This is a genomic window from Allokutzneria multivorans (assembly GCF_039537405.1).
Lineage (GTDB): Bacteria > Actinomycetota > Actinomycetes > Mycobacteriales > Pseudonocardiaceae > Allokutzneria > Allokutzneria multivorans.
On sequence record NZ_BAABAL010000017.1, the window covers coordinates 346,752 to 358,841 of the forward strand.

13 protein-coding genes are annotated in these 12,090 nt (G+C 70.2%); 5 read left to right on the forward strand and 8 right to left on the reverse strand.

The window, feature by feature from the left end:
* The first annotated feature begins 50 nt into the window (after nt 1-50).
* Nucleotides 51-1,424, forward strand: coding sequence for an L-serine ammonia-lyase (locus ABD798_RS22555; RefSeq protein ID WP_344877966.1), 1,374 nt, complete (start codon nt 51-53; stop codon nt 1,422-1,424).
* Here ABD798_RS22555 and ABD798_RS22560 read toward each other — a convergent pair.
* Nucleotides 1,411-2,214 carry an MBL fold metallo-hydrolase gene (locus ABD798_RS22560; protein WP_344877968.1) on the reverse strand — a complete coding sequence of 268 codons (804 nt, stop codon included), beginning with the start codon at nt 2,212-2,214 and terminating at the stop codon, nt 1,411-1,413. The two genes, ABD798_RS22555 and ABD798_RS22560, sit on opposite strands and share 14 nt — an antisense overlap.
* The gene (locus ABD798_RS22565) at nt 2,211-2,927 is read right to left on the reverse strand and encodes a 2-phosphosulfolactate phosphatase (RefSeq protein WP_344877970.1); all 717 of its coding nucleotides are present in this window, start codon (nt 2,925-2,927) and stop codon (nt 2,211-2,213) included. Before ABD798_RS22565 ends, ABD798_RS22560 begins: the two co-directional genes overlap by 4 nt.
* 72 nt (nt 2,928-2,999) lie before the next feature.
* On the opposite strand from ABD798_RS22565, the gene ABD798_RS22570 reads away from it, so the two are divergent.
* Genes ABD798_RS22570 through ABD798_RS22580 form a run of 3 tightly spaced genes read left to right on the forward strand, consistent with a single transcriptional unit; the run spans nt 3,000 to nt 4,698 of the window.
* Nucleotides 3,000-3,467: a ribose-5-phosphate isomerase gene (locus ABD798_RS22570; RefSeq protein ID WP_344877972.1), complete on the forward strand. Its 468-nt coding sequence runs from the start codon at nt 3,000-3,002 to the stop codon at nt 3,465-3,467.
* Nucleotides 3,468-3,507: 40 nt separating this feature from the next.
* Nucleotides 3,508-3,876, forward strand: coding sequence for a hypothetical protein (locus ABD798_RS22575; protein WP_344877974.1), 369 nt, complete (start codon nt 3,508-3,510; stop codon nt 3,874-3,876).
* A gap of 15 nt (nt 3,877-3,891) precedes the next feature.
* Entirely contained in the window at nt 3,892-4,698 is an 807-nt protein-coding gene (locus ABD798_RS22580; RefSeq protein WP_344877976.1) for an Fpg/Nei family DNA glycosylase, read from the forward strand.
* Nucleotides 4,699-4,755: 57 nt separating this feature from the next.
* On the opposite strand, the gene ABD798_RS22585 is transcribed toward ABD798_RS22580, so the two are convergent.
* The 5 genes from ABD798_RS22585 to ABD798_RS22605 all read right to left on the reverse strand — a co-directional run bounded on the left by ABD798_RS22585 (nt 4,756) and on the right by ABD798_RS22605 (nt 11,064).
* On the reverse strand, nt 4,756-5,277 hold the full coding sequence (locus tag ABD798_RS22585; protein ID WP_344877978.1) for a M23 family metallopeptidase: 522 nt from the start codon (nt 5,275-5,277) through the stop codon (nt 4,756-4,758).
* A 28-nt stretch (nt 5,278-5,305) separates the two neighbouring features.
* On the reverse strand, nt 5,306-5,878 hold the full coding sequence (locus ABD798_RS22590; RefSeq protein ID WP_344877980.1) for a M23 family metallopeptidase: 573 nt from the start codon (nt 5,876-5,878) through the stop codon (nt 5,306-5,308).
* Nucleotides 5,879-5,925: 47 nt separating this feature from the next.
* The gene (locus ABD798_RS22595) at nt 5,926-8,925 is read right to left on the reverse strand and encodes an AfsR/SARP family transcriptional regulator (RefSeq protein WP_344877982.1); all 3,000 of its coding nucleotides are present in this window, start codon (nt 8,923-8,925) and stop codon (nt 5,926-5,928) included.
* 106 nt (nt 8,926-9,031) lie between these two features.
* Nucleotides 9,032-9,787 carry a hypothetical protein gene (locus ABD798_RS22600; protein ID WP_344878689.1) on the reverse strand — a complete coding sequence of 252 codons (756 nt, stop codon included), beginning with the start codon at nt 9,785-9,787 and terminating at the stop codon, nt 9,032-9,034.
* A gap of 68 nt (nt 9,788-9,855) precedes the next feature.
* Nucleotides 9,856-11,064, reverse strand: coding sequence for a GNAT family N-acetyltransferase (locus tag ABD798_RS22605; protein WP_344877984.1), 1,209 nt, complete (start codon nt 11,062-11,064; stop codon nt 9,856-9,858).
* 126 nt (nt 11,065-11,190) lie between these two features.
* Between ABD798_RS22605 and ABD798_RS22610 the strand changes: the two genes are divergently transcribed.
* On the forward strand, nt 11,191-11,454 hold the full coding sequence (locus ABD798_RS22610) for a hypothetical protein (RefSeq protein WP_143261938.1): 264 nt from the start codon (nt 11,191-11,193) through the stop codon (nt 11,452-11,454).
* Here ABD798_RS22610 and ABD798_RS22615 read toward each other — a convergent pair.
* Nucleotides 11,441-11,905, reverse strand: a complete 465-nt coding sequence (locus ABD798_RS22615) for a MarR family winged helix-turn-helix transcriptional regulator (RefSeq protein WP_344877987.1) — start codon at nt 11,903-11,905, stop codon at nt 11,441-11,443. The two genes, ABD798_RS22610 and ABD798_RS22615, sit on opposite strands and share 14 nt — an antisense overlap.
* Between the last annotated feature and the right edge of the window lie 185 nt (nt 11,906-12,090).

Genomic DNA, 12,090 nt, shown 5'->3' on the forward strand with positions numbered 1-12,090 from the left:
ACATGGCCGCAACGGGGCGGCCACGATCGGCAGGGAAGTGGTAGGCGCAGATGGCGATCAGCGTGTTCGAGCTCTTCAAGATCGGCATCGGTCCGTCCAGTTCGCACACGGTCGGTCCGATGCGGGCAGCGCACACGTTCGTCGCAGGTCTGAAGGCTGACGGCCTGCTCGCCGATGTCGTCCGCGTGCGCTCGGAGCTGTTCGGCTCGCTCGGCGCCACCGGCCACGGCCACGGCAGTGACAAGGCCGTGCTGCTCGGCCTCGAAGGCGAGGACCCCGAGTCGGTCGACACCGACTCCGTCGAGCCCCGGGTGGCCCAGATCCGCGCGACCGGGCGGCTCAACCTGATCGGCACGCACGAGATCGCCTTCGCCGAGCGCGAGGACCTGGCGCTGCACCGCCGCAAGTCCCTCCCGTACCACCCCAACGGCATGACCTTCGCGGCCTTCGACGCCAAGGGCGCCGAGCTGCGCGCGCGGACCTACTACTCCGTCGGCGGTGGCTTCGTCGTCGACGAGAACGCCGCGGGCGCCGACCGGATCAAGGAAGACGACACCGCGCTGCCGTACCCGTTCCTCAACGGCGTCGAGCTGCTGGAGCAGACCAAGCGCACCGGCATGTCGATCAGCGACATCATGCTCGCCAACGAGCAGGTGTGGCGCTCCGAGGCCGAGATCCGCTCCGGGCTGCTGCACATCTGGCAGGTCATGCAGGACTGCGTCAGCGAGGGCTGCCAGACCCAGGGCGTGCTGCCCGGCGGCCTCAAGGTCCAGCGCCGCGCCGCCACCCTGTTCCAGACGCTGTCCACCGAGCACTACACGACCGACCCGTTGCGCGTCATGGACTGGGTGACCCTGTTCGCCCTCGCCGTCAACGAGCAGAACGCCTCCGGTGGCCGCGTCGTCACCGCCCCCACCAACGGCGCCGCCGGGATCATCCCCGCCGTGCTGCACTACTACGCGCGCTTCGTGCCCGGCGCCAACGACGACGCGATCGTCAGGTTCTTGCTCACCGCCGCCGCGATCGGCGTGCTGTACAAGGAGAACGCGTCCATCTCCGGCGCCGAGGTCGGGTGCCAGGGCGAGGTCGGCTCCGCGTGCTCCATGGCCGCTGCCGGGCTGACCGAGGTCCTCGGTGGCACCCCGGAGCAGGTCGAGAACGCCGCCGAGATCGCGCTGGAGCACAACCTCGGCCTCACCTGCGACCCCATCGGCGGGCTCGTGCAGATCCCGTGCATCGAGCGCAACGCCGTCGCGTCCATCAAGGCGATCACCGCTTCGCGCATGGCGATCCGGGGCGACGGCACGCACTTCGTGTCGCTGGACAAGGCCATCAAGACGATGCGCGAGACCGGCGCCGACATGAAGGTCAAGTACAAGGAGACCGCGCGCGGCGGCCTCGCCGTCAACGTCATCGAGTGCTGAGCGTGCGTTCCAACGCCTCGCGGGTGAACTCGGCGGGGTAGGGGGAAGCGGCCAAAGCGTCCGAAGTGGACAGTTCGCCGGACGCGACGGCGCGGCAGAGCTGGGCGACGGCACGCAGCTCTTCGCGTTGGGCGGCGACAAACGACAGGTCGACGGGATCTCCGTGTCCCGCAACGACAACGTCGACGTCGTACTCCAGGATCGTGGTCAGTGCGGTCGGCCAGCTCAGCGGGTGCGCGTCGCCGAACTGGGGCGGAGCGCCGTTCTCCACGAGGTCGCCGACGAAGAGAACGCGGGCGTCCGGAACGTGCACGAGCAGGTCGCCGCTGGAGTGCGCCAAACCCGCGTACACCAGCGAAACCTCCCGCCCGCCAAGGGAAAGCGAAGCGTGGTCGTCGACGAGATCGGTGGGCAGCACCAAAGACGTGCGGTCCAACGCGGCAGCGATCGAAGGCTTGCCCTCGGCGAGGTAGTGGGCACTCCACTTCCGCAGCTCGGAAGCACCGTGCTCGGCCATGTCCTTGTGGCACAACCGATGTGCCCACACCGAAGCTCCGGGGAACGCCGAAGTGCCGAAGCAGTGGTCGAAATGGGCGTGCGTGTACACGACCGTCCACGGGAGCGGAGTGAGCGAACGCACGGCGGCGGCCAGCTCAGCGCCCTGCTCCAGATCACCGCGTGTGTCGATCACCAGGCAGCCGTCATCGCCGACCACGAGCCCGACGGTGAGGTCGAGTTCGGCGTAGCGCCGCACGTACACGCGGTCGGCGATCTCGATCCAGGAAGTCACGAAAGAACTCCATCGCGTAGCTGCGGCGTCACGGTGCTGACGTTGACCTCGGTGGCCAGGCGAACATCATCGGGGTAGCCGGCCGCGATCAGCTCCTTGGCCCCGACGCACTCGTGCAGCAGCGAAGCCCCGGTCGCCGCATAGGTCAGCGCGGCCATCTCCGCCTCGGGCGAGCGCCCACCACGCAACGCCGAGATGATCGCGCCCGCGCCGAGCAGGTCCTCCCAGCACGGCCGCAGCGGGTCGCCGGGCAGCCGCCAGCGCTCTCCGCCCGCGATGACCCCGATCGGGCGGTCACCGGCGAGTTCACGCGCTCGTGCGGCGACGGCGTCGGCGTTGCGGAGGCAGCCGGTCAGCACGTGCGCGCCGGTCTTCGACGCCAGGTCGCACAGCGTCGCCCCGTTCGCCGACGGCAACGCCAGCGTGGTGCCAGCCTCGATCGAGGTCAGCGACGACGGCCGCAGGGACAAGGTCCCACCGAAAGCCTCACCCACGGGCAGACCGGCGAGGCGGGCCTGCGCGGCGGCGGCCTCGTCCTTCCAGCGCAGCGGCATGATCCGGGCGCCCCTGCTGACCGCGATGTCCACGGAAGTCGTGAAGGACAACACATCGACGATGACGAGCACAGCGCAGTCGGCGCCGAGCGCGGTCACCCCGTCGGGTCCCCATTCGAGTCTTACCTGGTAGCCGTCCTGCCGGAACCACGCGTCCACCGGAGCATCCTGGCAAGGCAGAGCAGGGGCGGCCAGTGAATACCCGGACGGCGGATGACAGACTCCGTTTCCGTGCGCGTTTATCTTGGATCGGACCACGCGGGCTTCGAGTTGAAGTCCTACCTCGTCGAGCACCTCACCGGCCGCGGTCACGACGTCGTCGACGTCGGCCCGCACGCCTACGACGCCCTGGACGACTACCCGCCCTTCTGCATCGAGACCGCCCGCCGCGTCGTCGCGGACTCCGGCAGCCTCGGCGTCGTCATCGGCGGCTCCGGCAACGGCGAGCAGATCGCCGCGAACAAGGTCGAGGGCTGCCGGGCCGCGCTGGCCTGGAGCACCGAGATCGCCCAGCTCGCCCGGGAGCACAACAACGCCCAGGTGATCGGCGTCGGCGCCCGCCAGCACACCGAGGAGGAGGCTGCGGCGATCGTGGACGCCTTCGTCGGGACCCCGTTCTCCGACGACGATCGGCACATCCGCCGCATCGGCCTCATCTCGGAGTACGAGAAGACCAAGGAAGCGCCCGTCCTGCCCTGACGCCGGTTGCCGTGCGCTCCCGGTGGGTACCCGGGAGCGCATGGCTCGTGTGCGTGAGTTCGGAACGGCGACGTGGCTGGTGTCAGCCGCGGTCGCCTTCGGCGTGACCGTGGTCGGTGTGCTGGCGCTGTACTTCGCGCAGAGCACGGTCATCATCAACTCCTTCGACGGTCAGCCCCCGTGCGGCCCACCCGACTGCGGCCTCGGCATCGGTGTGTGGCTGATCGTCAGCGCCTTCGTGGTGCCCCTCATCGCGCTCGTCGCCGGAGTGGTGCACGCGCGGCGCCGTCGCGCGGAGCTCGTCGTGGGCAGCGCGGTCCGCTCCGGCCTGCTGATCGCTGCTTGGTGCCTGCTCGGCTACGTTGGCCTCTCCGTGATCGCATGGGGCCCCGCGTGGTGGCCCAGCTGAACCGAATGAGCGCAGATGCCTGAAGGTCACACGCTGCACCGGCTCGCCCGGCTGCACCACAAGCGCTACGCGGGCCACGAGGTGGCCGTGGACAGTCCGCAGGGCCGCTTCGCGATCGGCGCCTCGCTCGTCAACGGGCACGTCTTCGAGAGCGCGGAGGCCGTCGGCAAGCACCTGTTGCACCACTACGGCCCCGACCGCACGGTGCACGTCCACCTTGGCCTGTACGGAAAATTCGCCGAGGAGCCCCGGCCCGTCACGCCGCCTCAGGGGCTCGTGCGGATGCGCATCATCGGGCCGACCCACTGGACGGACCTGCGCGGTCCGACCGCGTGCGAGGTGCTCACGGAGGAAGAGGTCGAGGTGCTGCGCGAGCGCCTCGGGCCGGACCCGCTGCGCGCGGACGCGGACTCCGACAAGGCGTGGCGGCGCATCCAGAACTCGCGCACCTCGATCGCGGCCCTGCTGATGGACCAGCGGATCGTGGCGGGCGCGGGCAACATCTTCCGCGCCGAGGTCCTCTACCGGCTGGGCATCCCGCCGCTGACTCCCGGCCGCGACATCGACGAGGCCACGTGGAAGGCGATCTGGGATGACCTCAAGGAGCTGATGGAGTACGGCGTCCGCGTCGGCCGCATCGACACCGTCCGCCCGGAGCACGAGCCCGAGGCGATGGGCCGCGCCCCGCGCGAGGACCGGCACGGCGGCGAGGTCTACGTCTACCGCAGGGATTCCCAGCCGTGTCTCGTCTGCGGGACACCAGTGGCGATCGCGAAGCTCGTCTCCCGCAACCTCTACTGGTGTCCCACCTGCCAGGCGTAGGAAGGGAGCCGGGCCCACTGGGGGCTGAGGGAAGGGCCCGGCTCCCAGTTCAGGGGATCAGCAGTTGCGGCTCCGGTAGGTGAGGTAGTTCGGGAAGTTCACGTAGCGGATCGCGGAGTTGTTCCACAGGATCGGCACGGGCCTCGCGTTGAGCCGCTGCTCGTAGTGCAGGTGGAACTGGCCGGGGCTGCCGACGTCACCGACCAGGCCGACCTTCGCGCCCCTGGCGACCGTGGTGCCCGCCTTGATCAGCGATCCGCGCTGCATGTGCAGGTAGCGGGTGGACCAGCCGCCGCCGTGGTCGATGATCACGAAGGACACGCCGTCGTTGTAGATGCCGCTGCCGGTGACGCGCCCCGCGTAGCTGGCGCGCACGATCTTGCCCGCCGACGGCGGCTGCCCCATGTCGATCTGGGCGTTCGGGAAGGCGTGCCCGGTGTGCGTGTACGCCCGCCAGATCTGGTCGCAGCCGAAGGGCATCTGGAACACCGGTCGCGCGTCGGGGGATGCCTGTGCGGCCGGGGCGACGAACAATGCGGCGATCAGGCCGAAAAGTAATGTGACGACTCGTGCTTTCATGGCTGTTTCCTTTGCAGGGGAAGGAGTATCAGCACTTGTTCCGGCTGGTCAGGTTGAACGGCCTTCCGGGGACGAGCTGGTAGGTGACGCCGTTGAAGATCGGGCGCACCCATTCGCCGTTCTCGCCGTTGTTGTTGCCGTTGAAGTCGTAGAGCAGCTCGTAGTGCAGGTGCGCGACGCCGGTGTTGACGCTGCCGACCGTCCCGATCCGCTGCCCGGCGGCCACGCGGGTGCCGACGTTGACGTTGCGCGAGCTCATGTGCAGGTAGAGGCTGAAGTAGCCGCCACCGTGGTTGATCTCGACGCCGCCGACACCCGGGTGCACCTCGTTCACCACGCCCGCCGCGGACGCGACGACGGCCGAGCCGCGAGTGACTCCACCGACCCGGAAGAAATCGATCTTCTTGTCATCGGGACTGTGGCCCCGATAGGTGGTGAGCGCCCACGTCTGCCCGCAGGGGAAGGGCAGTTGGAATTTCGGGACCGCCATTGCAGAAGGTTCTTGCTGTGGTTTGTCGGCCAGCGCGGACGGGGAACCGAGAAGTCCCGCCGTCAGCGCCAAGGCGATGCCGGCGACGGCATGCCTGATGCTTTTGTTCATGTGTTTCCTTTCCCGCAGGGAGGGAGGGAAAGGAAAGCGTCGCAGGCTCAGTGAGCAGAAATCTTGCGAGAACCTTGCGCGCAGTAGGCCGCCGCTTCCGCGATGCCCGCGCGCACGTCGGTCGGCAACGGTTCCAGCGGCGGTCCGCCGAGGCCGAGTCCGTCGAGCTGCCCGGTGAAGCCCAGCGGCTCGGGCAGTCCCCGGCCGTGCCGCAACCCGTCCCACAGCCGCGCCAGCCGGTCAGCGTCGCGCGTGTCGCCGCGGTCGCGCGCGATCAGGGCGGCGACGAGCACCCCGGTCAACCGTGAGCGGTCCTGCCCGTCGTCGCGATCGAGGACCGCGCGCAGCACCTCCACCGCGGACTTCAGTTCGCCCCGCCTGCGCAGCAGATCCGCGTGCAGGACCTCCAGCACCGAGTACCGGGAAGCAACCGCGCGCGGCACGGTGGCCAGCCACGCCATGGTCTCCGACACCAACCGCGCCGCCCGCTCGACCTCGCCGCCCGCCAGGTAGGTGAACGCCAGCGCGCGCAGCGGCCCCTGGTGCTCGGCCGCGTGCGGCACGTCGGGCAGCTCTCCGTGCAGCCGCGTGGCCAGCGACCGAGCCGTCTCCCAGTCGCCCCGGCCGAGCAGCGCTTCGATCCGGATCGATTGCTGCACAGGGGATTCCGGCCGATCGAGCACGATCGCGCGGCGCACGTAGCTGTCGCACAGCTCGTTCGCCTCGTCGTAGTACCCCCAGCCGAGCAACGCGCTGCTCGCGGCGCTGAGCACGATCAGGGACTCCTCCCGATCGGACACCAGCGCTTCCACCACCACCTCCGGGATCTCCTCCAGCACAACGGGGTCCAACAGCAGGCTCCGCGCGGTGATCATGTTGGCGCGCGCCTCCCAGAGCTCGCGCGGCCGGTAGCGCCGCAGATCCGCGACGACCTCCGACATCACCGCGATGTTCGCCTCGTTGGCCCCGTCGAAGCCCAATCGCAGCGCGTGGTGGAACCGCAGCAGCGCCCGCGTCGCCGGTTCCGTGGCCGTGGTGCGCAGCGCGCGATCGAGCCACAGCTGCCCCCGCGTGAGGTGGGCGGGGAGCAGGTACCACAGCTCGAAGGTGAGCGCGACGATCTCCGCGACCTCGGCTGCTCGCCCGTTGGCGTCGCCGAACTCCAAGCAGCGGAACAGGTTCTCGATGTCCGGAGCCAGTCCGCGCAGCTCGTCGACCCGGTCCCAGTAGGCGTCCAACGCGTCGATGCGCCGGGCCACGGTGAGCCAGTGGTCGACGTGCCGGTGCGCCGTTGCCTCCGCGTCGCCGAACGCCAGCAGCCTGCGGTGCGCGAACGCCCTGATCATCTCCAGCAGTCGCAGCCGCCTGCCTCGCTCGGCCTGGTACGGCTGCACGAGGGAGCGATCGACCAGCGTGGTGAGCAGCCCGGCGATCTCCTTGCCGCACAGGGGAGGGGCCGCGCACACCGCCTCCGCGTCGGCTGGCCGGAACCCGCCGGGGAAGGTGGAAAGCCTTGCCAGCAGTACCTTTTCGGCCTCGTCGAGGTCGCGGTAGGACCAGTCGACCGCTGCCGTGAGGGTCGCGTGCCGGTCGTCGTCGGAGCCGGTGGTGCGCAGCAGCAGGTCCATGTCCGTGCCCAACCGCGCGGCCAGCTCAGCGACCGGGAACGTGCGAACCCGGCTCGCCGCCAGCTCAAGCGCCAGCGGGAGCCCGTCCAGCCTGCGACAGATCTCTCCCGCCACATCGAGGAAATCCGCGTCCACGCGCAGTTCGGGATCGGCTTGGGCGGCGCGCTCGGCGAACAACTCCACCGCGTGGGGCTCCGGCAGGGGAGCGAGCGGCAGCAGAGCCTCGCCCGCGATGCCCAGCGGCTGCCGCGAGGTGACCAGCACCGACAGCCGTGGCCGTGCGGCGAGCAGCCCGCGAATCGGCCCGGCCAGCTCAGCCGCGAGGTGCTCGCAGTTGTCCAGCACGAGCAGCCGCGCGCCGTCGGGAAAGGCCTCTTCCACGGCGAGCCAGTGATCGGCGTCGACGGGCGCACGAGCTTCGAGCAGCTCCAGCAAGGCATCAGCGGCCTGCGCGGCGCTCCGCAGCGGTGCGAGCGCCACCGCCAGCACGTCCAACCACCGCGCACGAGCGACCTCTGCCGCGGCGTGCAGGGCGAGCGTGGTCTTGCCGGAGCCGCCCGCGCCGGTGATCGTCACCAGCCTGCTCCGCGCGAGCGCGTCAGACACCGCGCCCAGCTCCGCCTCGCGCCCGATCAGCCGGTCCAGGTGCGCGCGGGGCCCTCGCCACTTCGGTGCTGCCGCCACCGCGACGCGCGGCTCTTCAGCGAGGATTTCCTGGTAGAGCGCGCGCAAGCGACTGTCCGGCTCCACGCCCAGCTCGTCGACGATGCGGCGGCGGACCTCGGCGTAACAGGCGACGGCCTCCGCGCTGCGTCCCGCCGAGACCAACGCCCGGATCAGCCGCTCAGCCACCGCCTCCGCCAGCGGGTGCTCATCGAGCAGGTGCCGCAGCTCGCCGACGACCGGCTCCCACGCACCGTCGGCCAGCTCCAAGTCGGCCCACTGGACCGCCGCGCCGATCCGCTGCTGCTCCAAGCCGCCGCGCACGTCGGCCGCCCATGCTCCAGCGACTCCGGCCAGCGGAGCGCCGCGCCACTGCGCCAACGCCTCCCGCAACAGCTCCTTGCGCCCGGCCGTGCTCGTGCGCGCGGAGGCGAGCGCGGCGCGGAACCGGCACCAGTCCACGGCCTCGGGCGCGACGTTCAGCGCGTAGCCCCCGGAGCGCCGCTCGATCGCGGCACGTCCGCCGAAGTGCGGCTTCAGCACGCCGCGCAGCCGGTTCACGTGCGCGTAGACGGTGCTCCGGGCCTCGCGCGGCGGGTGCGCGCCCCAGATCCGATCGGTCAGCGTCTCCAGCGGAACGACCTGGCCGGGCGCCCAGAGCAGGGCCGCGGCGACGCACCGCTGCTTCGCAGGGCCCAGCTCGACCAGCCGCCCGCCCACCCACAGCTCGACGGGCCCGAACATCCGGAAGTCCATGACGTCTCCCGCGGTCCAGGGGTGCAGGCGGGCAACTACACCACCGGGGAACGCGCGGGCCTAGACGGCTTCGAGCACTCTTTCCCGAAACATCCTCGGGAACTTCTCAGAAGTCGAAGTCGCTCCCGCCGAAGTCGAAGCCGCCCATGTCACCGCCGAAGTCGGTGCCGATGTCGCCGATGCTGTCCATGTCGCTCGCCCCGGCCAGGTCGCCGACGCCGTCCAGACCGCCCATGTCGCTGACGGCCGCCGCCGCGGCGACCCCGGCCATGCCGGAGAACATCGCGCCGAACAGCAGCGCGGTCCCGACGCCCCAGGCACCCGCGACCAGCGCGGGCTTCCACCAGGGCTCGCTGTACCAGCCCTGCGGCACCGGCCGCCCGGCCACCATGCCGCCGGGGTAGTAGTGCGGAGTGCGGTTGTCCGGGCGCGGTGAGGCCGTGTAGTTGTGGCCCTGCACCTCGACGTCGCGCTCCTCGGTCACCGAGCCCGCGTGCCGCTGCCCGTTCAGGTCCGGCAGCTCGGGACCGGGGTCCATGTCCATGGCCACGCGCGCCGCGCGGACGTAGTAGAGGCCCTCCATCGCGGTCTGCATGGCGAGGCGGCACTGCGCGGCGGTGTTCGCCTGCTCCATCTGCGAGCCCGCAGCGGTGTAGCGCTCGGACGCGTCGGCCAGCGCCTGCTTGGCGGCCTCGTTCGTGCCGATCAGGTTGACCACCTGGCCGCCGAGGCGCTCCACCCAGCGGCGGGCCTCGGCCTTCGCGTCGTCCAGCTCCCGGCGCTGAGCGGCCGCGCGCTGCCGGGACATCACCACCATCCCGCCGATCAGCGCGATGACCAGCACCAGCAAGAGGAACTCCATCACGGGCCTTTCGATCACGGGACTCGACTCGTCAGTTCAACGGCCGAGACCACCGCGCTGGTTCCCGCTCAGAACAAGTCGGGGGAGTGCGGCTGGTGCTCGGTCGAGAACGCCAGGCCGAGCGCGGCCAGCGCGCCTGGTCGCAGCTCCCTGATCCGCGCGGCCCCGGCCAGGCCCGCCACACCGACGCCGCCGAGGAACAGCGAGCCCAGCTCCGTCGTGCTCAGCACAAGGTCGGCGTCGTCGTCACTGCGCTGAACCCGCGCCACGCCGTCGGAGTCCACGGTGAACCGCCAGCGCCCCGCGTTCCAGGGACAGAAAGCGTCCTCCAGTTCCAGAACGAGGTCGGCGGGCGCGCTGTAATGGCGTTCCACCAGCGCACGGTCCACGTCGACAAGTCGGAGCCACAGCGCGTCGCCGACCTTGCGCGTGGCCGCGCGGTGGTCGACGAGCATGTGCGGCAGGGGATCGTCCACGGCCAGGTTCTCGTAGATGACCTCGCCGGTCAGGTCGAGGTCGAGCAGGTAGCGCCAGATCGCCGAGTGCGCGACCGGGTTCACCGAGGCGATCTCGTGCACCTCCACCTTGTGCTGAGGTCCGCGCAGCGTCCACTCCTTGCGCACCCGGTACGCCGCGTAGGCCTCGGAGAGCACGGCGAACCGGAGCGCGGTCGGACCGTCGTCGTGGTACCAGTGCTGCCAGTCGTCATCGGTGCGGGCGAGCCAGCCGATGCGCGAAGGAGCGACCCGCTCGTAGATCTCTTTCATGGCAACGAAAGCGTCCTCGCGCGGCAGCTCGCGCACGCGCTCGGATCCGCAGTCCACAGTGGACAGAAACGCCGCTCCTCGCGGGACCCCGGTGAACAAGCGCATCGTCGCGAGGCCGTACCCGAAACGCCCGTAGATGCCCGCCTCGGAGCACCACAGCGCGGCGATCGGCTGCGCCGCCTCGTCGCGCAGGCCTTCGAGCTGAGCGCGCATCAGGCTCGTCAGAACACCCCGCCGACGGCTGTCGACTGCGGTCGCGACCGCAGTCACGCCTGCCACCGCGCGCGGTCCGGTTCCGGGGATTGTCATCCTTTTCGAAAGGATTCCCGCCCCACCGATCAGTTCGTCCCCGTCGAATGCGCCGTGGAAGCGCCCGTTGGCGAACTGCACCCGGTCCCGCTCCACCTCGGCCTCGGTGGCCGTCTTCAGGAACGCCGAGTTCACGACCCTGTGGAAGGCCACGAAATCGGAGTCGTCGAGCAACCTGACACGCGGGGTGAATGTGGTCATCGTCACTGTGTAGCCGGGGTGTGTCCGCGCGGCCACCGGTTTTCCGCCAGGAAGTGCGATCACGCACTGTGTGACGGTGGTCAACCTTGCGCAAACAATCAGACCGGCGGGGATAACTTCATTGACATGAATCTGCCGGAGTCATCAACGTTGATGTCCGAAGCGGGCAGGCAGTCCCTTCTCGACCTCGCCGACCGGGCCGACCGGATCGCCGACGAACTGGCCCGCGCCGTGCGCGAGTGGGACATCCCCGCCGAGGCCGGAGAACACCTCGTCGACGACGGCTGGCGCCTCGCCCTCGCCGCCCAGCGCACCAGGGAACTGGCCGCCGACGCCGTCACCGTCGAGCAGCGCATCGCCGTGCTGGAAGCCCAGTTCAGCCAGGACTAGCGCGCAACCTCTCCCGCATCGCCGAGGTGATCTCGGCGAGCTGACCGAGCTGGTCGGGGGAGAGCGCGTCGATCAGGAACGTCCGCACCGTGCGCACGTGCCCCGGCGCGATCCGCTCCAGCAGCGCGATCCCCGCGTCGGTGAGCACCGCCAGCACCCCGCGCTCGTCCAGCGGGTGCGCCACCCTGCGCACCAGACCCGCCTTCTCCAGCTTGCCGACCTGGTAGGTCAGGCCGCTCTTGGAGACGATCACCGCCGCCGCCAGCTCCGTCATCCGCATCCGCCGCTCCGGGCTCGCGGACAACGTCGACAGGATGTCGTACTGCGCGTGCGAGATCCCGGCCTCGTCCTGCAACTGCCGCTCCAGCTGGCGCTCCAGCAGGTTCGTGGCCTCCAGGTACCCGAGCCACGCACGCATCTCCTGCGGTGACAACCACCGAGGCTCGCTCATGCCCCGACTGTAAACGAGCCGGAAAAGACGAAAGACCGTCCACAAAGGACGATCTCCGCGGCGAACCGCCACCCGAGGGCGACGTTGGCCCCCGCCCCCACCGGACCACGCTGGTTCGGAAGGACCCCGCACCGCAGGAGGTTTGGGGGACTCGGTCCCCCGACATCACAAAGGCCGACCCGGCG

Bases quoted from the DNA above. Each gene is read 5' to 3' on its own strand.
- ABD798_RS22555 (WP_344877966.1), top strand. From the start codon at position 51: ATGGCGATCAGCGTGTTCGAGCTCTTCAAGATCGGCATCGGTCCGTCC.
- ABD798_RS22575 (WP_344877974.1), top strand. From the start codon at position 3,508: ATGGCTCGTGTGCGTGAGTTCGGAACGGCGACGTGGCTGGTGTCAGCC.
- ABD798_RS22580 (WP_344877976.1), top strand. From the start codon at position 3,892: ATGCCTGAAGGTCACACGCTGCACCGGCTCGCCCGGCTGCACCACAAG.
- ABD798_RS22585 (WP_344877978.1), bottom strand. From the start codon at position 5,277: ATGAAAGCACGAGTCGTCACATTACTTTTCGGCCTGATCGCCGCATTG.
- ABD798_RS22590 (WP_344877980.1), bottom strand. From the start codon at position 5,878: ATGAACAAAAGCATCAGGCATGCCGTCGCCGGCATCGCCTTGGCGCTG.
- ABD798_RS22595 (WP_344877982.1), bottom strand. From the start codon at position 8,925: ATGGACTTCCGGATGTTCGGGCCCGTCGAGCTGTGGGTGGGCGGGCGG.
- ABD798_RS22600 (WP_344878689.1), bottom strand. From the start codon at position 9,787: ATGGAGTTCCTCTTGCTGGTGCTGGTCATCGCGCTGATCGGCGGGATG.
- ABD798_RS22605 (WP_344877984.1), bottom strand. From the start codon at position 11,064: ATGACCACATTCACCCCGCGTGTCAGGTTGCTCGACGACTCCGATTTC.
- ABD798_RS22610 (WP_143261938.1), top strand. From the start codon at position 11,191: ATGAATCTGCCGGAGTCATCAACGTTGATGTCCGAAGCGGGCAGGCAG.
- ABD798_RS22615 (WP_344877987.1), bottom strand. From the start codon at position 11,905: ATGAGCGAGCCTCGGTGGTTGTCACCGCAGGAGATGCGTGCGTGGCTC.